Origin of the sequence: Micromonospora cathayae, assembly GCF_028993575.1 — a bacterium.
Lineage (GTDB): Bacteria > Actinomycetota > Actinomycetes > Mycobacteriales > Micromonosporaceae > Micromonospora > Micromonospora cathayae.
Genome location: NZ_CP118615.1, coordinates 5,074,140 through 5,091,927, shown reverse-complemented (window position 1 = coordinate 5,091,927; position 17,788 = coordinate 5,074,140). Strand labels below are relative to the sequence as shown.

Here is a 17,788-nt window from a genome sequence, read left to right as displayed (position 1 = left end):
TGCTGTCCGGCTGCTGAGAGGGTGCCTGTCGCCACCGTCTTGTCGGTGGGTGCGGGTAGCGTGCCCGGACATGGTGGAACACCGGGACGTCACCCTGCCGGACGGGCGGACGCTGCGGGTCTACGACAGCGGCGGGGACGGCCCGGCCGTCTTCTGGCACCACGGCACGCCGAACATCGGCGTGCCACCGGCACCGCTGGTGTCCGCCACCGGCCCGTCCGTGCGCTGGCTCTCCTGCGACCGCCCCGGTTACGGCGGCTCCACCGCCCACCCGGGACGCAGCCTAGCCTCGGTCGCCGTCGACGTGACCCGGGCCGCCGACGCGCTCGGTGTCGACCGGTTCGCCGTCATGGGTCACTCCGGTGGCGGCAGCTTCGCCCTGGCCTGCGCGGCGCTGCGGCCCGACCGGGTGAGCGCCGTCGTAGCCGGGGCCGCGCTCGCCCCCTTCACCGCGACCGGGCTGGACTGGTTCGCCGGCATGTCACCCGTCGGGGAGGCGAACCTGCGGGCCGCCGCAGCGGGTCGCGCCGCCAAGGAGGCGCACGAGGCGGCGTCGACCGACGGCGACCCCGGCTTCGTGGCGGCGGACTGGGCCGCCCTGGAAGGGGAGTGGGGCTGGTTCCACCAGGTCGTCGGCCCGGCCCTGGCCGGCGGCCCCGACGGGCTGATCGACGACGACCTCGGCTACGTCGCCCCGTGGGGGTGCGACCCGGGCCGGATCACCGCGCCGGTGCTCCTGCTGTACGGCGGTGCCGACCGGGTCGTGCCCAGCGACCACGGCCGCTGGCTGGCCCGGCACTGCCCAGGGGCCGAGCTGCGCCTGTACCCCGAGGACGGGCACATCTCCGTACTGCACCACGCCCGCTCCGCGCTCACCTGGCTCGCTGCGCGGTCACAGTGACCATTTCACCCCGGTAGCAGCGGACGGAGCCGGCCGACCAGAGCGACCGACGCGTCGATCTCGACCTTGCGGATCGACACGCTCTCCACGTTGAACCCGAAGGGCACCCCGAGCCGCCGGCAGAAGGCCGCCAGCTCGCGGGCGTTGGCCAGGCACTGCTCGTACGACTCGGTCAGCGGGTCCTCGGCGTGCCGTAGCGCGTTCTCCAACCAGCGCGGCACGGCCACCCCCAACCACTTCAGGAACGACAACGTCTTCAACGAACCGCAGACCGAGAGCGTGAAGACGATCGGCTGGGGCTCGATCCCGCGTTCCCGGCAGGTGTAGTGGTAGTCCGACACCAGGCTCTTGGTGGCGTCCACGTCGTAGACGACCTGGGTGACGAAGAACCCGCAGCCGCGCTCCTGCTTGGCCAGCAGCCGCAGGTGCTCGTCACCTCCCCGGGTGTGCCGCTCGGGGATGGCGACCCCGCCCAGGGCCAGCTCGGGTCGGGTGTCCCGGCGCAGGGCGTGCGCCCGGGACAGGACGGTGTGCACCAGCTTGCTGCCGGAGGACGCGCCGACGAAGACCGTCGCCACCCGGTCCGGGTCGGTCGCCTCCAGCCAGTCCCGCAACTCCGAATCGCGGTACTTGCCGACGCACCGGTAGATCACGGTGGGCCGGTGCCAGCCGGTGAGGTGCTCGGCGTGGAACACCGCCGGGTCCATGGTCGGCAGGTACGGGAAGGGCCGCTCGTCCGGGTTGCGGTCGCTCTCGTCGTCGATGTCGTAGAGCACCAGCGCGTCCACGTCCAGCGGCGTCAACCGGGCCAGGGTGACCCGGGCGATCTCCTCGACCTGCTCCGGGCTGGCGCTGCGCCGGGGCGGGGTCAGCCCGAACAGCAGCACCCCACGCTCCCGCGCCCCCGCGAGCAGCCCCCGCACCGTGGACGGCAACGCCGCCGACACCGACCGCGCCCCGCCCCCCGACCCGTCCCCGGTCCCGCCCCCATCGACTTCTCCCACACCCTCGAACACCCCACCACCCTAACCACCCCACCACCCACCACCCCCGCGCCTGTTGACCATGAAGTTGTTGTCCGCGACACGCCGTGCGGGGAACAACAACTTCATGATCAACGGGGCGGGACGATGGGGAGGGGGGACGGGGCGGGGGACAGTGGGGGAGGGGGTTAGTAGCCGCGGGTGGGGTTGTATTCGCCGAGGAGGGGTTGGCCGGCGCGCCAGCGGCGGAGGTTCTCGCAGAACTGGTCGACCACCCGTTCGGCCCGGCGCGGCGAACCGCCGGCGATGTGCGGGGTGACCACCACGTTGGGCAGCCGCCACAACGGGTCGTCGGGGGCGAGCGGTTCCCGGGCCACCACGTCCAGCCCGGCCCCGCCGAGCCGCCCGTCGACCAGCGCGGCACGCAGCGCCGGCTCGTCGACCAGGTCGCCCCGGCTGACGTTGACCAGGATCGCACCGGGTTTCATCGCGGCGATCCGGGTGGCGTCCAGCAGGTTCCGAGTGGCCGGGGTGAGCGGCACGGTGAGCATCACCACGTCGGCGGTGGGCAGCACCTCGTCCAGCCGGTCCGGGGTGACCAGCAGGTCCACGTCCGGGCCGGGGTCGACGTGCTCCGGCTCGACCGCGACGATCCGCGCGAACTCGAAGCCCCGGGCCCGGCGGGCGACCGCCCGGCCGGCCCCACCGAGGCCCACCACCAGCATGGTCCGATCGGTGAACTCCCACTGCGTCGCCCGTACCGCGATCCGGTACGCGTCGGTCCAGTCCGGTTCCCGCAGCACCGCCGCCACGCCCCGGGTGAGGGCGAGCAGCAGGGCGAACGCGTGTTCGGCCAGGTGGGCGCCGACGATCCCGCCCTTGGCGGAGACCAACCGGACGTCCCGGCCGGCCAGGTGCGCGGCGATCCGGTCGACACCCGCGCCGACCGACTGCACCCAGCGCAGGTTCGGTGCGGCGTCGAGCACCTCCGGCTGGATGTCACCGAAGAGAACGGCCGCGCCGGGGGCGTACCGGAGCTGGGTGGCCGGATCCCGGGCGACCACCACCGGGTCGGGTGCGGCGGCGGCGCGGATCGCGGCGACCTGTGCCTCGGTCAGCGGGGCGATCAGCGCGTGCGCGGCGGCGAGGACGGTACGGCCGGTGCCGTTGGACGCGGTCACGTGTCGCCCCGGCCGGTGGTGGGATCGGTGGCCTGCCCGGTGGTGGGGTCGGCCTCGCGTCCGTTCAGTGCGGTCGTCCCGTCCGGTCCGGTCGGCTCGGCGGGCGCGGACGGGACGGCGGGGGTGCCCAGGTACCGGTGGCGGAGCCGGGTCACCTCGTCGTAGCCGATGAGCTGCGTGAACGCGCGCAGCGGTACGCCCCGGGCGGCGACCACGCCGGGTTCCGGACCGAGCAGGTCGGTGTACGCGTCGGTGAGCGCGCGGGCGGTGGCGAGCACCCCCTGGAGGCCGTAGATGACCACGGCGATGCCGAGTTCCCGGGCGATGGCGGGGGTGAGTTCCCGTTCCAGCCAGCTGCCGGGGGCGACCGCGGCGGCCAGTGGTCGGCCGCAGGCGTCCCGGGTGGCGGCCCACGCCTCGAACGGGAACGTCTCGTCGTGGCGCATCGGGAAGACCACGTCCGCCCCGGCCGCCGCGTACGCCTCGGCGCGCCGCAGCACCTCGTCGACGGTGTCGGCGTTGGTCCGGGCGACCACGGCGGCCCGGGTGCGGGCGTCGACGCAGGCGCGTACCTTCGCCGCCGCCTCGTCCCGGGGCACCAGGCTGACCCCGGCCTGTTCGCTCAGCGGCCCCGGTTTGGGGGAGATCTGGTCCTCCAGCATCAGCGCCGCCGCGCCGGCCTGCTCGAAGTCGCGGGCGGCGTGGTACGCGTTGACCGCGTTGCCCCAGCCGGTGTCCAGGTCGGCGATGACCGGCAGGCCGCTGGCCCGGGCGGCGACGGCGACCGCGCGGGTCATGTCGGCGCGGGTGTAGAGGTCGGCGTCGGGCAGGCCGAGCGAGGCGGACACGGCGAACCCGGAGACGAACAGGCAGCGGAACCCGGCGGTGGCGGCCAGGGTGGCGCTGAGCCCGTCCCAGACTCCGGCGGTGTACACGGGTGGTTCGGCGGCGAGGACGTCGGCGAAGCCGACCGGGGCGTGCACCGGCATCGGATCACACCTCCGGCAGGTCGACGACCACGTCGACCAGGACGGGACGTCCCTCGCGGACGCCCTTGACCGCCTCGGCGAGGGTGGGCGCCAACGCGTCGCGGTCGGTGACGGTGAACGCCTCGACGCCCTGGGCGCGGGCCATTCCGGCGTGGTCGACGTTCGGCCCGGTCAGGTCCATGCCGTGCCGGGCCCGGTCCAGGTCGCCGCCGCGCTTCTGCACGACCCGGCGCTGGTGCAGCCAGTCCGCGCCGTAGCTGCGGTTGTCGACCACCACGACCAGCAGCGGGAGCCCGTGGTGGGCGGCGGTCCAGAGCGCCTGCGGGGTGTAGAGCAGGTCGCCGTCGGGTTGCAGGTCGACCACCACGGTGTCGTCGTCGCGGTGGTGCAGGGCCGCGCCGATCGAGCCGCCGATGCCGAAGCCGAGGCCGCCCGCGCCGGAGCCGCCCAGGTGGCAGTTGTAGTCGACCATGTCCCAGGTGCGCCGGGGCCAGCCCCGGAACATGGTGAAGCCGATCTGCCAGGGGCCGTCGCGGACCGCGTCGTAGGTGGCGGCGGAGAGGACGCCCTCGGTGATGCCGCCGTGCGGGGACTCGGGCGGTGGTCCTTCGGCGGCGCGCAGCGCGGCGGTGTGGCCGGTCAGCCATTCCCGGCGGGCGGCGACGGCGTCGGCCCGGCGGCCGACCCGCTCGGCGACCAGGTCGGCGAGGACGGGCAGCGCCACGGCGGTGTCGGCGACCAGGTACTCGTCGGCCCGGATCGGCGGTTCCAGGTCGAGGAAGCCGTTGTGTTTCAGGTCGTTGAGGGTGATCACGGCGAGTTTCGTGCCGGGCCGGGTGAGCATCCGGTAGCCGCGCCGGTCGTTGTCCACCTGGGACGTCGCCCAGCGCACGTCCCGGCAGTCCAGCGCGAGGATCAGGTCGGCGTCGGCGAGCCGGCCGGCCCGGTCCTGGGTGCAGTCGGCCCAGTGCCCGGTGGGGAAGTTGTGCCGGCTGCCGAGGTCCACCACGGGTACGGCGAGGGTCTCGGCGAGCCGGCGCAGCGCGTCGAAGCCGGCCCGGCTCCGGCCGACGAAGTCGGCGAGGATGACCGGGGACTCGGCCGCGACGAGCAGGTCGGCGACGGCCTCGATGCGGTCCAGCGGGGCGGTCGGCGGGGCGAGCGGGGCCGGTCCCCAGTCGCCGAGGTCGATCTCGGGGGCGGGGGACTCCTGCATCAGCGCGTCGAGGGCGACGTAGGTGGGGCCGGGCGGTTGGGCCACGGCGAGCTGGTGGGCGCGGAGCATCAGGTCGGGCAGGGCGGCCACCGAGGTGGGTTCGGTGTCCCACTTGACCACGTCCCGGACGGCCTGCCCCTGCAGGTTGGCGGTGTGTACCCAGTCGATCCACGGGCGGCGGCGGGCCTGGTCGGCCGGCCCTGAGCCGCCGAGCACCAGCACCGGCGCGTGGTCGGCGTACGCGTTGAAGGTCGCCATCACGGCCTGTTGGAGGCCGACCAGGTTGTGCACGGCGGCGGCCATCACCTCGCCGGACGCCTTGGCGTAGCCGTGGGCGATGGCCACGGCGACGCCCTCGTGCAGCGCCGAGATCAGCTCAGGGCTGCCGCTGGTGGTCAGGGAGTCGTGCAGGCCCCGGAACGAGGCGCCGGGGTTCGCCGCCACGTACCGGATGCCGAGGCGCTGGAGGAGCGCCACCATCACGTCGCTTCCGTATGTCAGATCCATCTGTCACGTCCTGAGTCGGTCGGCCTGTCCCGCCCCCGTCGGCTGCGCTACCTTATGAAACACCGTTTCATCAACCGGAACAAGAGGGGTGCGCGTCATGCATCGACCTGGTCGGGCCGTGGATCTGCACAGTCACTGGTGGCCCCGGGAGTTCGCGTCGGCCGTCCGGGCGGGCCGGCGCTGGCACGCCTGGGACGCCGACCTCACCGCCGCCACACCCCGGATCGTGGCCGGGGACCGGGACGCCCCGGCCCCCGTCGACATATACTCCACCGACCTGGTCGCCCGCCGGGAACGCCGGGCCGCCGAGGGCATCGTCCGCGAGGCGGCCATGGTCCCGGTCTTCCTCTGGGGGTACGAACTCCCGCCCGCCGAGGCCGAGGCGTACTGCCGGGACGTCAACGCGGACCTGGCCGACGCGCAGGCCTCCTCCGACGGCACCTTCACCGGCCTCGGCCTGCTGCCGTTGCAGGACCACGACGCGTCGCTGCGGGTGCTCGACCACGCGGTCAAGGACCTCGGCCTGTACGCGTTCAGCATCGGCACCAACGTCGAGGACGCCAACCTGGACGACCCGAAGGTGGTCGGCATCCTCGAGCAGGTGCTCGCCGCCGGGGCGGCGATCGTCATCCACGCCAACTGGTACACCCGGGCCGGGCGGGAGCGCACCTGCCGGCACATGTTCGACAACTCGGTGGGCGTACCCCTGGAGGCCGGGCTGGCGCTGGCCTCGCTGATCTACTCGGGGCTGCTGGACCGGCACCCGGACGCCCGGATCTGCTGCTCGCACGGGGGCGGCTGGCTGCCGTACGGGATCGGCCGGCTCAACCTGCGCTACCTGCAGGGACGCGACAGTGGCCTGCTGGCCGAGGCGCCGGACCGGTACCTGCGCCGGTTCCACTACGACTGCCTGGTGCACGACGAGCGGGCCCTGCAACTGCTGGTCGAGCGGGTCGGCTCGGACCGGGTGGTGATCGGTACCGACCACCCGTACGGCGGGGACATCCCCGAGGTCGGGGCGGTGCGCTGGATCGCCGACCAGCCCTTCCTGACCAGTCGGGAGAAGGACATGGTGGTCCGGGAGAACGCCACCGCGTTCCTCGACGGGGCCCGGCGGGCGGTCGGCCGGGCCGGCTGAGCGTGGACGGATCCGCTGGTCACGGCGGCCGTCCGGCCCCTTGACACGGTTCGACGGACCCGCCTACGTTTTGTGGAACGCCGTTTCGCTGAGTGGAAGGAATGCGATGGCCACGCTCCGAGGGTTCGGCAATCCCCTGTCCCCGTCCGGCCGGGCGGCGCTCGTCGACGACCCCCCGCACCACATCAGCGCCGACGCCATCCAGGTCGTCTACCGGGTCGACCCGGACAAGGCCCGCGCCTACCTGCCCGACGGCCTCGACCTGCACCCGGACGCCCTGGCCTACGCCTACGTCGCCGACATGGTCAAGGTCAGCGACAGTCACCCCGACCAGGCGTGGACCGAACCGCAGTGGTCGCAGTACCAGGAGGGCATTCTCGGCCTGTACTGCACCTACCAGGGACAGCCCGGCCGGTTCAGCGCCTACATCTACGTCAGCGAGGACTGGTCGGTGGTCTTCGGCCACTTCATGGGCTTCGCCAAGAAGCAGGGCGTCATCCACAAGACCAAGATCCAGCCGGCGAACCCGGCGTTCGGGCCGGTCGGCCCCGGCACCCGGATGCGCGGCACCGTCGACCGGTTCGGCCGGCGGATCTTCAACGTGGACATCCAGCTCACCGAGAAGATCGACGACGACGCGGTGCCCTCGCACGGGCACCGCGTCTACACCTACCGGCACATCCCGTCGCCCAGCCCGCAGGTGCCCGACCAGCGGCAACTGTTCGCCCTCGACCTGGACCGGGCCACCACCATCGACGCCTGGAAGGGCACCGGCGGCGTGGAGATCTTCACCGACGCGATCAACGAGGACCTCGACGGCTTCCAGCCCCTGGAGATCGTCGAGGCGTACAGCTTCCAGCGCGGCTGGACCACCAAGGCCGGCGCCACCCTGCTGCGAGAGGACCACTGATGACCGACTGGGCCGCCATCGGAGTCGCCAAGGCCGCCGACACCATCGTCAACACCTCCCTGGCCGTCCGGCCCGGGGAACTGGTCGCCATCGCCGCCGACCACAACTCCGACCACGCGGTCGTCGACGCGCTCCTCGCGGCGGTCGCCGCCGCCGGGGCCGAGGGCACCCTGCTGGTCCAGCCCGCCCGTGCCAGGGCCGGCGAACCGGCCAACCGGATCGTGGCCGCCGCGCTGGCCGGCGCGGACGTGATCATCTCGCCGACCTCGACCGCGCTGAGCTTCACCCCCGAACTGAAGCAGGCCCTCAACCGGGGCGCGCGGGCGATCGTGATGACCGGGGTGACCCGGGCCGAGCTGACCGGCGGCGCGGGCATCGCCGACTACGAGGAGGTGTACCGGATCACCAAGCCGCTGGCCGACGCGATCACCGCCGGCTCCCGGATCCGGGTCACCTCGCAGCAGGGTTCCGACCTCACCGCCAGCCTGGAGGGGGTCACCTGCGGGGTGGGCGCGTCCTTCGCCCGCGAGCCCGGCCAGATCTCCAGCTACCCCAGCGGCGAGGCGTGGAGCGCCCCGGCCACCGGCACCGGGCAGGGCGTCCTGGTCGCCGACGGTTCCGCGCACCAGCTCGGCAAGCTGCGCGAACCGATCCGGGTCCACTTCGACCAGGGACGCGCGGTCAAGATCGAGGGCGGTGACCAGGCCGACGACCTGCGCCGCATGATCGACGGGGTGGAGAACGGCGACAACCTCGGCGAGATCTCCATCGGCACCAACCCGGCGGCCCGCTTCCTCGGCAACATCACCGAGGACAAGAAGCAGGTCGGCACGGTCCACTTCGCCCTCGGCAACAGCGTGGTCGGCGGCACGGTCAAGGCCCCGATCCACGTCGACCTGCTGCTGCTCACCCCGACCGTGGAGGTGGACGGCGAGATCCTGGTCCAGGACGGGAAGATCGTGAAGACGGCATGACCGTCACCTCAGCTCCGGGCCCCGGCGACGCCTCCTCCGCCGGGGCCCCGGCCATCGCCCCCGCCGGCACCCCGGCCATCGACACCGCCGGGGTTCCGGCGATCGACACGCACACCCACTTCTGGCCCCGCGGGCTGCTCGCCGCCGGTCGGGCCGGTCGGGACTGGTACGGCTGGCGGCCGGTCACCGAGGCCGACGGCCGGCGGGCGTTCGCGCTGGGGCGTACCGTGCTCAACTTCGCCCCGCCCGAGGTGGACCTGGCCGACCCGACGGCCCGGCTCGCCGCCCGCGCCCAGCAGCAGGGCATCGGCTTCGAGGCCGTCCAGGTGGCCGGTTTCCTGTTCAACTACCACCTGGACGCGGCCCGGGGCGCGGCCTTCTGCCGGGAACTCAACACCGAGCTGGCCGAGCTGGAGGCCGCCGCCCCGGACACCTACCGGGGGCTGGCGCAGCTGCCGTTGCAGGACCGGGACGCCGCCCTGGCCGTCCTCGACCACGCGGTCAAGGAGTTGGGGCTGCGGCACTTCGTGCTCACCCCGGCGGTCAACGGCCGCAACCTCGACGACCCGCAGATCCTGCCGGTGCTGGAGGCGATGGCCGAGGCCGGGGTGACCGCCAACGTGCACCCGGCGTTCTTCGACAAGCTCGGCGCGGGGGACCGGCTCGGCCGGTACTACTTCGAGAGTTCGTTCGCTGCGCCCGTCGAGGCGAGCATCGGGCTGATGACGGTGATCCACTCCGGGCTGTTGGACCGGCACCCCGACTTCCGGATGTGCTTCACCCACGGCGGCGGCATCGCGATCCACTCGCTGGGCCGGTTCGACCACCGCTGGCACATGATCTCCTCGGCGCAGCGGACCATGGCCCGCCCGCCCAGCGAGTACCTCGCCGCCGGCAACCTGTTCTACGACGTGCTCGTCCACGACGTACGCGCCCTGGAACTGGTGATCGAACGGGTCGGGGTGGACCAGCTCACCATCGGCACCGACCACCCGTTCGCCTGGGACCACCCGGGCGGCGCGGCGAACTGGATCCGTACCGCCGACTTCCTGGACGCGGCGGCGCGGGAGAAGATCCTCTGGCGCAACGCGGCCCGCTTCTACGGCCTGGACACCAGCGTGCCGCCGGGGACGGCCGGGTCATGACCGACTGCGACGTGCTCGTCGCCGGGGCCGGCGCGGCCGGGCTTGCCGCCGCGCTGGCCGCCGCCCGACCCGGCCGCACCGTCGTGCTCGCCGAGGCCCGGGAGACGTTCCGGCAGGGCAGCAACACCGCGATGAGCACCTCGATGATCCCGGCCGCCGGCAGCCGCTGGCAGCGGGCGGCCGGTGTCGAGGACTCACCCGGCCGCTTCCTCGCCGACATCCGGGCCAAGACCCACGACACCGCCGACCCGGTGGTGGCCGGCGCGCTCACCACGGTCGCCCCCGAGCTGGTGACCTGGCTGGCCGACGACTGCGGGGTACCCCTCGACCTGGTCACCGACTTCCGGTACCCGGGCCATTCCGCGCTGCGCTGCCACAGCGTGCCCGACCGGTCCGGCGCGACCCTGCACCGCGCCCTGCTCGACGCCGCCGCCGACCGGGACGACCTGCACCTGGTCGTCCCGGCCCGGCTGGTCGACGTGCGCACCGACGACGCCGGCGCGGTCCGGGGCGCGGTGCTGGAACGCCCGGACGGCAGCCGGGAGGAGCTGTCCACGCCGGTGGTGGTGCTCGCCACCAACGGGTTCGCCGCCGACGCCGAGCTGGTCCGCCGGTACCTGCCGGAGATCGCCGACGGCGTCTACCACGGTGGGGAGGCGTCCCGGGGGGACGCGCTGCGGCTGGCCGAGCGGCTCGGGCTGGACACCGGTCACCTCGACGCCTACCAGGGGCACGGCTCGCTGGCCGTGCCGGACGCCATCCTGCTCACCTGGGCGACGGTCATGCACGGCGGGTTCCTCGTCGACGTCACCGGGCGGCGGTTCGGTGACGAGACGGTCGGCTACTCCGAGTACGCCGTCCCGGTGCTGTCCCGGCCGGGCGGGCGGGCCTGGGTGGTCTACGACCGGCGCGTCCACGACGCCTGCCGGGCGTTCAAGGACTACCAGGACGTGCTGGCCGCTGGGGCGGTCCGCTGGGCCGACGACGTCGAGGCGCTGGCGACCGTGCTGGGCGCGCCGGCCGACGTCTTGGCGGCCACCCTGGCCGACGCGGACGCGGCGGCCACCGGGGCCGCGCCGGACGCGTTCGGCCGGACCACCTGGGGCGGGCCGTTGCGTCCGCCGTACGCGGCGGTCCGGGTCACCGGCGCGCTCTTCCACACCCAGGGTGGCCTGCGGGTGGACCGGCACGCCCGGGTGCTGCGCGGCGGGCAGCCGGTGCCGGGACTGTACGCGGCCGGCGGCGCGGCGGTGGGCATCTCCGGTCACGGGGCGGACGGCTACCTCGCCGGCAACGGCCTGCTCGCCGCCCTCGGTCTCGGCTACCTCGCCGGCCGGCACGCCACCTCCTGAACCGGCCGGCACGCCACCTCCTGAACCGGCCGGCACGCCACCTCCTGAACCGGCCGGCACGCCACCTCCTGAACCGGCCGGCATGCCGGACAGTTGGGCCGGCTGGCATGCCGGGCAGCTGAACCGGCGGGCGCGGCGGACACCTGAACAGGCCGGCCCGCCGGACAGCCGGGCCGGTCGTGGCAACGCCCGACCGCCGCCGGTTCCGCCGCGTCCTTTGCTCTGCACCCTTTTGCGCGCCAGGCACGTTCGGTGACCGGACGCTCTCCGTGCCCAGGTCCGTCGATCCGGCATGAAGCCTGCCCAGCATGGTTGGCGCGGATCTGGGTGCAGAGCAAGGGACACGAGGCGCGATGCGGTTTTCGGCATGACGCTACCCACCGTGACTGCGGCTCGTCACTCGTGACGGCATGGTCGGAGCGTGACCTGAGGTGGTCGGTCACCTCGCCGACGGGGACTGGTGGTCCCGGCACGTGCCCAGACCTCGGCGGGTGTCCGACGCGCAGCGTCCGGCAGCCGGGCCGGCGAGGTGGGACCTACCGGCCGACCGGACGGCGCAGGTACTCGCCGCGCGGGGTGCCGACCACCGCGCCGTCGCGCAGGATGCGCTGCCCGCGCAGCCACACGTCGTCCACCCGGGCGGTCAGCTCGAAACCCTCGAACGGGGTGTACTCCTGGGTGGACTCGCTCGCCTCCGCCGTCACCGTCCAGGTGCGGTCCGGGTCGACCAGGACGACGTCCGCGTCGAAGCCCACCGCCAGGTCCCCCTTGCGCGGCCACAGCCCGTACCGCTTAGCGGGGTTGGCGCAGACCAGGTCGGCGACCCGGCCCAGCGGCAGCCCCTGTCGCCGGCCCTCGGTGATCAGGGCGGGGAGCAGGTACTCGGCGCCGCCGAATCCGGACTTCGCCAGGAAGACGTCGTCCCGGTCGGTGCCGAACTTCGCCTCGTCGCGGCAGCAGGCGTGGTCGGAGACCACCCAGTCGACCTGTCCGGCCAGCACCGCCCGCCAGAGCGCCTGCCGGTCGGACTCGGCGCGCAGCGGCGGGTTGACCTTGCCTCCGAGTCCGGCCGCGGTGTCGTAGGTGGCGATCAGGTGGCCGATGGTGACCTCGCGGCGGAAGTCCACGTGCGGGAACGCGGCGGCCATCCGCAGCGCGGACTCGATCGCCTTCTCGCCGGAAAGGTGCAGCAGGTTGATCGCCGGCAGGCCGGTCTCGTGGGCCAGGTAGGAGGCGATGGTGATGGCCAGCCCCTCGGAGTGCGCCGGCCGGGACGCGCTGTACGCGGCCAGCCCCTTCAGCTCCCCGGCCTCCTCCACCAGCTTCGTGTACGCGGCCATGATCTCGGCGGTCTCGCAGTGCAGCGACAGGCTGATCCCGTCGGCCAGGTCGGGCCGCTGTTCCCGGATCCGCTGCACGCCGCGCATGACGAACTCGAAGTGCGCCAGGTCGTACCGCTCGCCGGGCGGGGTCATCAGGAACGACGCCTGGTCGGCGGAGCGTCCGTGCAGGCCGTGCGAGCCGTAGAACATGAAGATCTTGAACGAGCTGACCCCGAACTCGTCGACCAGCATCCCGAGTTCGTCGATGTGGCCCGCCTGCATCGGGGCGAGGTGGAAGGCGTAGTCGACGTAGGCCCGGCCCTCGGCCAGGCGCAGCACCTCGGGGAAGAACTCGGCGTAGCTGCCGCCCCGGTTCAGGTAGTACTGCCCGGTCCGCATGTACGTCAGACCGGTGGTGACGCCGCCCTGGGCCGAGGCCCGCGACTCGCTGGCGGTGTCGATGTCGAGGGGGTTGTAGATCCCCCAGTGCTGGTGCCCGTCCACCGCGCCGGGGAAGGCCAGCCGGCCTGCGGCGTCGACCACCTCGCGGGCGTCGGCGGGGGAGAGGTCCGGTCCGACGTCGACGATCCGGCCGCCGTCGACCGCGATGGACGCGTCGACGGGCTCGTCCGCGCCGGGGCGTACCACCCGCGCGTTGGCGATGAGCAGGTCAAATGTCATGGGGCCACCTCCTAGCCGGTGGGCACAGGCTAAGCCTCCCGGACCGCTGAGCGCAACACCGATCCGTGCAGTGGAACAGAACGGGGATCGTTCAGCGGCGGGCACGGGCCAGTACCGCGCGGGCCGAGCGGGCGACGGCCTCGTCCACCATCGTCCCGGTGCCGCTCACCGCCGCCGCCCCGCCGCCCCCGTCGGCGTACGCGGCGATGATCCGCTCGGCCTCGGCCACCTCCTCGGCGGTCGGCGTGAAGACCTCGTTGATCACCGGCACCTGGGCAGGGTGGATCGCCGTCCGCCCGGAGAAGCCGAGCCGTCGCAGCGCGGCGGTGCCGGCCCGCAGGCGCTCGGTGTCCCGGTAGTCGACAGTGGCCGGGCCGACCGGTGCGGCCAACCCGGCGGCGGCCGAGGCGGCGACCGCCTCGAACCGGGCCGGCAGCAGCTCCAACCCGTCCGGGCCGGGCCGCAGGCCCAGGTCGGCGCTCAGGTCCGCCTCGCCGAGACCCAGCAGCAGCACCCGGGGCGCGGCGGCGATGGCGTCGATCCGCCGCAGCCCGCGTGCCGACTCCACCCGCGGTGAGACGGCGATCCGCCCGGCCGGTAGCCCACGCTCGGCCTCCAGGGCGGTGATCAGGGCGTCCAGGTGGGTCAGCAGGGCCGGCCCGTCCACCTTCGCCACCACCACGCCGGTCAGGCCGGGGCGGACCGCCGCCGCCACGTCCTGCTCCAACGCGTCCGGCGAGACCCGGACCCAGGCGTCGGCGGCACCGGCGGCACCGGCGTCCAACCAGTCGGCGACCACCGCGCGGGCGGTCGGCCGCTGCGCCGCCGGCACCGCGTCCTCCAGGTCCGCGATGATCGCGTCGGCGCCGACACCGGCGGCCTTGCCGAGCATCCGGGTGGAGTGGCCGGGAACGTAGAGCCAGGACCGGGGCACCATCAGGCCTCCTAGATTGGAACGGTGTTTCAATCTAGCCCGCCCGGCTGCTCCGTGGCAGGTGAGGCCGGACACCGGCGGCGAGCCGCCTCAGACGGAGGGGAGACCGGCCACCTCGTCCACCCGGCCGAGCACGGCCGCGTCGTCCTGCCCCAGACCGCGCAGCAGATCGATGGCGGTCGACCGGATCTGTCCGACGATCATGATGAGGGGCAGCGCCGGTTCCGCCGCCAGCAACCGTGCGCCGATCCGGACCGCCTCCAGCGCGGCGGTCTCGGCGCGCGCGACGTGCCGGTCACAGTCGTCGCAGCCGGTCAGGTCGGTGGCCAGCGCGTCACCGGCGGCCCGGACCGCGTCCGCGAGTGCCCGGATCGCCGCCCCCAGCTCCGGTGGGGCCGTCGGCTGACACCGGCTCAGGGTCACCCCGGCGCGGGCCAGCACCCGGATGTTGCGGACCGCGTAGTCGAGCTGGCGGGCGGTCGCCTCGACCTCCCGTACCTGGTGGACGTGCCGGCGCATCCGGACCCGGAAGCGCAGCGCCTCGCCGCAGGCCCGCACCGCCTCCCGCAGCCGATCCACGCAGCCGTCCAGCTCGCGCGCCCGGTCCAGGGCCGCGCGGGCCGCGTCCTCGTCGCACCGGGCCAGCGCGTCGTCGATCCGGTCCAGCAGCACGGCCAGCTCGATGAAGGTCTGCCGGGCCTCGGCGACCAGCGGGGCGAGCGGATCGCGGGCCACCACGAGCTGGCTGACGGCGAGCGCGACCACCCCACCGATCAGCGCGTCGAGGAACCGGAACGGGACCAGGGTCTCCGTCGGCGGGCTGACCACCACGACGTAGAGCGCGGAGATCGCCGCCTGCACCACCAGCGTGCTGCTGGCGCCGATGGTCACCATGATGCCGACGGTCAGCAGCAGGACGAGGAACATCGTCGGGGCGCCCGGCCCGAGGGCCTGCGCCACCACGTCGGCGACCAGCACCCCGGCGGCCACACCGAGCAGCACCTCCACGGTCTGCCGGATCCGGCGTCCCCGGGCCTCACCGAGGACGATCAGGGCGGCGGTCGGCGCGAAGAACGGGTCGGGGTGCCCGATCACCCAGGCGGCGACGACCCACGCCAGGGTCGCGGCCAGCACCGCCTCCAGCACCTGGGTCCAGTCCCGGCGCAGCCGTCCGACAGCCGACCCCCACCAACCTCGCACCGACCGCACCTCTTCCCGAGCGAGCGGCCGCGCGCCCGGTCCGCGAACACCGGACGGTCCGGGTCTGGTGGTCGCCACTACCCCCGCCGGCGCGCCGGCTAACGCGACGTACGTCGCATCGCCCCTGGTCGCGGCGGTGCGTCCGGGCCGGTGGCAGCCGGTCCGGTCGGGGACGGCCACCGACGGCGCCCCCACGCCGCCCCCGAAAACCGGTGGGCCGGCGTGGGGGCGCCGGGTGACAATCCCACAGTGGATCATCGTGACCGGGTACGGGTGAGCAAGCGGATGTCCCTGGCGCTGCGGCACCGGCCCGACCGTTTCGGTCTCACCCCCGACCGGGCCGGCTGGGTTCCGGTCGAGCAGGTCCTCGCCGGGCTGCGGATCGACCGGGCGACGCTGGACGCGGTGGTGGCCGGCGACGACAAGCAGCGCTTCGCCGTCGAGCGGGGCCCCGACGGGGCGGACCGGATCCGGGCCAGCCAGGGGCACTCGATCCCGGTGGACCTGGGGCTGGCCGCCGCCGAGCCGCCGGCGCTGCTGCACCACGGCACGGGCGCGGCGGCCCTGGCGTCGATCCTGGCGACCGGCCTGCACCGCGGCGACCGGCACCACGTCCACCTGTCCCCGGACGTGGCGACCGCCCGCCGGGTCGGCGCGCGCCGGGGCGGTGCGGTGGTGGTGCTGACCATCGACGCCGCGGCGATGAGTCGTGACGGGTTCGTCTTCTACCGCAGCGCCAACGGGGTCTGGCTGACCGACGCCGTGCCACGGCAGTACCTGCGGGCCTGACGGCCGGCCCGTCGGACAACGACCCGGGTCGGGTCGGACGGCAGCGGGTCGGAGACGGCAGCGGGTCGGTCCGCCTCGGACGGCAGCGGCCCGCCCGGCGGGGCGGCCTGGCCCGGACCGGCCCGGTGGCTCAGACCTGGACGGAGACCGGCAGAAGCAGGGAATCCAGCGGCAGCCGGCTCCGGGGCGCCTCCTCCCGGGCGGCCAACGGGGCGGGCAGCCGGTCGGCGGCGGCCACCTGACCGACGGCGAGCACGACGACCGGGGTGACCTGGTCGGGCAGGTCGAACGCCGCCCGGACCGCCCCGGCGTCGAAGCCACCCATCTGGTGGGTGACCAGCCCGTGCGCCTGGGCCTGCACGACCAGGTGAGCGACGGCCTGACCGGTGTCGTAGAGCGCGTGCGAGCGGGCCCGTCCGTCGCCGTCGACGGTCTCCGCCGCCACCAGCAGCAGGGCGCTCGCCGCGCCGGCCCACACCTGGTTGCCCGCGGAGAGCGTGTCGTACAGCCGGACGAAGTCGTCGGTGCCGCGTCGGGTGACCAGGAACCGCCACGGCTGGCTGTTGTTCGCCGACGGGGCCCAGCGGGCCGCCTCCAGCAGCGGGGTCAGGTCGGCGTGGTCGAGGCCGTGCTCCGGGTCGAAGCTGCGGGGACTCCACCGCTCGGCGAGCAGCGGGTGCAGCGGGTGCGCGGTGTCGGCCGTCCTGCGGTGTGTCATCGTGCTTCCTTGCCGTCGGACCCGACCCCCGGGCGGAACCGGTCCGCCGCGGGGGTCGGGTGGGTGTGTCGGGTCGGCGTCAGCCGGCGATGGTGGCGTGCATCTCCCAGACCAGGATCTCGGCCGGCTCGGTGGCGGTGACCCGCTGCCCGCCGGTGGCGGTGAAGCGGACCGCGTCCCCGGTGCCCAGCGGGCCGGAGCCCTCCAGGTCCACCGCGCCCCGGGCCACGAAGAGGTGGACGAACGGCGCGTCGGGCAGGGTCACGCTTCCACCGGGCTGCAACCGGGCGGCGTACAGGCCGGCGTGCCGGTTGCGGATCCGGATGGCGGCTTCGCCGTCGTGCTTGTCCATGCCCGAGGCGACCGGCACCAGTCCGCCGCCGAGCAGTTCGGCGTCGATCTCGAGCTGCTCGTAGCCGGGGGTGACCCGGGCCTCGTCCGGCACCACCCACATCTGGACGAAGTGCACCGGGTCGGTGTGCTTCTCACCCTCCAGCCGCCAGGAGTCGTTCTTCTCCGAGTGCAGGATGCCGCGTCCGGCGGTCATCCGCTGGGCCAGGCCGGGGTAGATGATCCCGGAGTGGCCGGTGGAGTCCTGGTGGACCAGGGAGCCCTGCAGCACCCAGGTGACGATCTCCATGTCCCGGTGCGGGTGGGTGTCGAAACCGGTGCCCGGCCGGACGACGTCGTCGTTGTTGACCAGGAGCAGCCCGTGGTGGGTGTTGTCCTGGTCGTAGTGGTGGCCGAAGGAGAACGAGTGCTTCGAGTCCAGCCAGGCGATCTTGGTGGCGAAGCGGTCGGCGGACCGGCGGATGTCGACGCGGGGAGTCAGCAGGGTGCTCACGGTG

At 73.9% G+C, this 17,788-nt stretch carries 16 protein-coding genes; 7 read left to right on the top strand and 9 right to left on the bottom strand.

Annotated elements, in window-relative coordinates; translation table 11 throughout:
• Window positions 1-70 precede the first annotated feature (70 nt).
• Complete coding sequence (locus PVK37_RS22850) at window positions 71-901, top strand: alpha/beta fold hydrolase (RefSeq protein WP_275029731.1); 831 nt, start codon at window positions 71-73, stop codon at window positions 899-901.
• A gap of 5 nt (window positions 902-906) precedes the next feature.
• Here PVK37_RS22850 and PVK37_RS22845 read toward each other — a convergent pair whose 3' ends face one another.
• The 4 genes from PVK37_RS22845 to PVK37_RS22830 form a co-directional block, all read right to left on the bottom strand.
• Window positions 907-1,848 carry a methylenetetrahydrofolate reductase gene (locus tag PVK37_RS22845; protein ID WP_275029729.1) on the bottom strand — a complete coding sequence of 314 codons (942 nt, stop codon included), beginning with the start codon at window positions 1,846-1,848 and terminating at the stop codon, window positions 907-909.
• 224 nt (window positions 1,849-2,072) lie between these two features.
• Window positions 2,073-3,065, bottom strand: a complete 993-nt coding sequence (locus PVK37_RS22840; protein WP_275029728.1) for a D-2-hydroxyacid dehydrogenase — start codon at window positions 3,063-3,065, stop codon at window positions 2,073-2,075.
• Window positions 3,062-4,054, bottom strand: a complete 993-nt coding sequence (locus PVK37_RS22835; protein WP_275029727.1) for an isocitrate lyase/PEP mutase family protein — start codon at window positions 4,052-4,054, stop codon at window positions 3,062-3,064. Before PVK37_RS22835 ends, PVK37_RS22840 begins: the two co-directional genes overlap by 4 nt.
• 4 nt (window positions 4,055-4,058) lie before the next feature.
• Window positions 4,059-5,777 (bottom strand): thiamine pyrophosphate-binding protein, encoded by a 1,719-nt coding sequence (locus PVK37_RS22830; RefSeq protein ID WP_275029726.1) that lies wholly within the window; start codon window positions 5,775-5,777, stop codon window positions 4,059-4,061.
• A 97-nt stretch (window positions 5,778-5,874) separates the two neighbouring features.
• On the opposite strand from PVK37_RS22830, the gene PVK37_RS22825 reads away from it, so the two are divergent.
• From PVK37_RS22825 to PVK37_RS22805, 5 genes are all read left to right on the top strand, one after another.
• Entirely contained in the window at window positions 5,875-6,915 is a 1,041-nt protein-coding gene (locus PVK37_RS22825; protein ID WP_275029725.1) for an amidohydrolase family protein, read from the top strand.
• A 106-nt stretch (window positions 6,916-7,021) separates the two neighbouring features.
• A complete protein-coding gene (locus tag PVK37_RS22820) occupies window positions 7,022-7,825 on the top strand; it encodes an acetoacetate decarboxylase family protein (RefSeq protein WP_275029724.1) in 804 nt (267 codons plus the stop codon).
• Window positions 7,825-8,799 (top strand): aminopeptidase, encoded by a 975-nt coding sequence (locus tag PVK37_RS22815; protein WP_275029723.1) that lies wholly within the window; start codon window positions 7,825-7,827, stop codon window positions 8,797-8,799. Before PVK37_RS22820 ends, PVK37_RS22815 begins: the two co-directional genes overlap by 1 nt.
• The gene (locus PVK37_RS22810) at window positions 8,796-9,944 is read left to right on the top strand and encodes an amidohydrolase family protein (protein ID WP_275029722.1); all 1,149 of its coding nucleotides are present in this window, start codon (window positions 8,796-8,798) and stop codon (window positions 9,942-9,944) included. The genes PVK37_RS22815 and PVK37_RS22810 overlap by 4 nt, the downstream gene beginning before the upstream one ends.
• Complete coding sequence (locus PVK37_RS22805; protein WP_275029720.1) at window positions 9,941-11,296, top strand: FAD-dependent oxidoreductase; 1,356 nt, start codon at window positions 9,941-9,943, stop codon at window positions 11,294-11,296. Before PVK37_RS22810 ends, PVK37_RS22805 begins: the two co-directional genes overlap by 4 nt.
• 536 nt (window positions 11,297-11,832) lie before the next feature.
• Here PVK37_RS22805 and PVK37_RS22800 read toward each other — a convergent pair.
• The 3 genes from PVK37_RS22800 to PVK37_RS22790 form a co-directional block, all read right to left on the bottom strand.
• Window positions 11,833-13,299, bottom strand: a complete 1,467-nt coding sequence (locus PVK37_RS22800) for a dihydroorotase (protein ID WP_275029719.1) — start codon at window positions 13,297-13,299, stop codon at window positions 11,833-11,835.
• A gap of 91 nt (window positions 13,300-13,390) precedes the next feature.
• A complete protein-coding gene (locus PVK37_RS22795) occupies window positions 13,391-14,236 on the bottom strand; it encodes an HpcH/HpaI aldolase/citrate lyase family protein (protein ID WP_275029718.1) in 846 nt (281 codons plus the stop codon).
• A gap of 87 nt (window positions 14,237-14,323) precedes the next feature.
• The gene (locus PVK37_RS22790) at window positions 14,324-15,433 is read right to left on the bottom strand and encodes an FUSC family protein (protein WP_275029716.1); all 1,110 of its coding nucleotides are present in this window, start codon (window positions 15,431-15,433) and stop codon (window positions 14,324-14,326) included.
• 249 nt (window positions 15,434-15,682) lie between these two features.
• Here PVK37_RS22790 and PVK37_RS22785 point away from each other — a divergent pair, with 249 nt between their 5' ends.
• On the top strand, window positions 15,683-16,222 hold the full coding sequence (locus tag PVK37_RS22785; RefSeq protein WP_275029715.1) for an RNA 2'-phosphotransferase: 540 nt from the start codon (window positions 15,683-15,685) through the stop codon (window positions 16,220-16,222).
• Window positions 16,223-16,352: 130 nt separating this feature from the next.
• On the opposite strand, the gene PVK37_RS22780 is transcribed toward PVK37_RS22785, so the two are convergent.
• Complete coding sequence (locus tag PVK37_RS22780; RefSeq protein WP_275029714.1) at window positions 16,353-16,940, bottom strand: nitroreductase family protein; 588 nt, start codon at window positions 16,938-16,940, stop codon at window positions 16,353-16,355.
• 79 nt (window positions 16,941-17,019) lie between these two features.
• Window positions 17,020-17,784: a pirin family protein gene (locus PVK37_RS22775; RefSeq protein WP_275029713.1), complete on the bottom strand. Its 765-nt coding sequence runs from the start codon at window positions 17,782-17,784 to the stop codon at window positions 17,020-17,022.
• Between the last annotated feature and the right edge of the window lie 4 nt (window positions 17,785-17,788).

What these genes read in the sequence shown, in the direction of transcription:
- PVK37_RS22800 (WP_275029719.1), bottom strand. Translation starts at nt 13,299, where the DNA reads ATGACATTTGACCTGCTCATCGCCAACGCGCGGGTGGTACGCCCCGGC.
- PVK37_RS22810 (WP_275029722.1), top strand. Translation starts at nt 8,796, where the DNA reads ATGACCGTCACCTCAGCTCCGGGCCCCGGCGACGCCTCCTCCGCCGGG.
- PVK37_RS22780 (WP_275029714.1), bottom strand. Translation starts at nt 16,940, where the DNA reads ATGACACACCGCAGGACGGCCGACACCGCGCACCCGCTGCACCCGCTG.
- PVK37_RS22850 (WP_275029731.1), top strand. Translation starts at nt 71, where the DNA reads ATGGTGGAACACCGGGACGTCACCCTGCCGGACGGGCGGACGCTGCGG.
- PVK37_RS22795 (WP_275029718.1), bottom strand. Translation starts at nt 14,236, where the DNA reads ATGGTGCCCCGGTCCTGGCTCTACGTTCCCGGCCACTCCACCCGGATG.
- PVK37_RS22835 (WP_275029727.1), bottom strand. Translation starts at nt 4,054, where the DNA reads ATGCCGGTGCACGCCCCGGTCGGCTTCGCCGACGTCCTCGCCGCCGAA.
- PVK37_RS22830 (WP_275029726.1), bottom strand. Translation starts at nt 5,777, where the DNA reads ATGGATCTGACATACGGAAGCGACGTGATGGTGGCGCTCCTCCAGCGC.
- PVK37_RS22820 (WP_275029724.1), top strand. Translation starts at nt 7,022, where the DNA reads ATGGCCACGCTCCGAGGGTTCGGCAATCCCCTGTCCCCGTCCGGCCGG.
- PVK37_RS22825 (WP_275029725.1), top strand. Translation starts at nt 5,875, where the DNA reads ATGCATCGACCTGGTCGGGCCGTGGATCTGCACAGTCACTGGTGGCCC.
- PVK37_RS22805 (WP_275029720.1), top strand. Translation starts at nt 9,941, where the DNA reads ATGACCGACTGCGACGTGCTCGTCGCCGGGGCCGGCGCGGCCGGGCTT.
- PVK37_RS22815 (WP_275029723.1), top strand. Translation starts at nt 7,825, where the DNA reads ATGACCGACTGGGCCGCCATCGGAGTCGCCAAGGCCGCCGACACCATC.